Origin of the sequence: Kitasatospora sp. NPDC056531 (assembly GCF_042794375.1) — a bacterium.
Taxonomy (GTDB): Bacteria; Actinomycetota; Actinomycetes; order Streptomycetales; family Streptomycetaceae; genus Kitasatospora.
Window position 1 is genome coordinate 1 of the sequence record NZ_JBHTTU010000329.1, and the last position, 1678, is coordinate 1678.

The 1678-nt window shown below is 72.0% G+C and carries 1 protein-coding gene; it reads left to right on the forward strand.

The genetic code is table 11. From position 1 onward, the window contains the following. Positions 1–278: 278 nt before the first annotated feature. The gene (locus ACFQ87_RS46145; protein ID WP_380617033.1) at positions 279–1364 is read left to right on the forward strand and encodes an IS110 family transposase; all 1086 of its coding nucleotides are present in this window, start codon (positions 279–281) and stop codon (positions 1362–1364) included. Positions 1365–1678 lie beyond the last annotated feature (314 nt).

Below are 1678 nucleotides of genomic sequence, written 5' to 3' on the forward strand. Positions count from 1 at the left end.
TAGACCGTATGAAGTGCGCTGCTTGTGTGGTTTGGGTCCGCCCCGGGGCGGGAGGTTCCCGGCTCGGCGGGCCGGGCGTCAAGCCCGGAGCCGCTTCGCGGTCGCTGCGCGAGCCTTGACGTCGGCCCGTCGGGCCGGAGCTTGTCCGGCGACTGTCCGGGGCGGACCCGGCAGGTGTGGGCCGGGCAGCATCGGTCCGGAGCCTCACACGCAAGTTGTCGCGGGTTGCCGCCTCGGTGGACCGTGGGCGGTAGTGCCGCAATTGCGGGAGGCACCGGATGTATACCGAGCGTACTGCGGTCGGGCTGGACGTTCACGCCCGATCCACCATGGCCTGGGCCCTGGACGGCGCCACCGGTGAGGTCTTCACCGAACGCCTGGTCCCCGCCACCACCGAGATCCTGGCCTGGCTGCGGCGGCTGCCGGGACCGGTCGCCGTCGCCTACGAGGCCGGCCCGACCGGCTTCGGGCTGGCCCGCGCCCTCGAAGAGGCCCAGATCCGCTGCGTCCTGGTCGCACCCTCGAAGATGGAGCGTCCCGCAGGCGACCGGGTCAAGACCGACCGGCGCGACGCCGAGCGGTTGGCGAAGCTGCTGCGCCTGGACGAACTGCCCGCCGTTCGGGTGCCCACCATCGACCAGGAGGGCGCCCGAGACCTCACCCGGGCCCGCGACGACGTCCGCGCCGACCTCATGCGCGCCCGCCACCGCTTGTCCAAGCTCCTCCTGCGCCAGGGCATCGTCTACTGCGGCGGCAAGGCATGGACCGAGGCCCATCACCGGTGGCTGACCGGCCATCACTTCGAACACCTGGGGCTGCGGGTCGCCTACGACGAGGCTCTGGAGGCAGTGCTGGCCCTCGAAGCGCGTCGGGACCGGCTCGATGCCGCCATCGCGGAACTCGCCGCGCAGCCGGCTTGGGCTCCCGTGGTCGCCCGTCTGGCCTGCCTGTGCGGGATCAGCACGCTCACGGCCTTCGGCCTGGCCGTCGAGATCGGCGACTGGCACCGCTTCACCGGTGCCACGATCGGCGCCTACCTCGGCCTCGTCCCCACCGAGGACTCCTCCGGCCCGACCCGCCGACAGGGCAGCATCACCAAGACGGGGAACACGCACGCCCGGCGCCTGCTCGTCGAGGCCGCCTGGCACCACCGCAGGCCCTACGGGCACCCCAGCGTCGCCCTGCGCGCCAGACTGGATCAGGTCCCTGCCCCGGTACGCCAGCGCGCCGAGCAGGGCAATCGTCGGCTCCACCAGCGCTGGGCGGTCCTGGACGGGCGTCGCAAACGCTCCACCATCGCCGTGGTCGCCGTCGCCAGGGAGATGTCCGGCTGGTGCTGGAGCCTGGCGACCATGGACCCCTGACCACCGCCCGCCCACAGACCGGCTGGTGGGAGCCGCCGCCGGCGGTGCAGCGCGAGGAACGATCCGCGTCGGCCCTATGGGCAGTCTGCCGAACACGCAGGCCACGCCCGATAGTTAGACAAGCGACCCGTTCCCGACGCACAACCGGTCATGCGGTAGCCAACCCGCGCATATCAGGCTGACCGCGCGTCGCCGCCACCCCACGCACCCAAGCGGGCTCCCACCAGCCCCATCGCTTCACTGGTCACACCCCGTCCCGACGAGGGTGTGACCAGCCCTGCACCGCTTGACAAAACGCCCTACATATCAGGGCC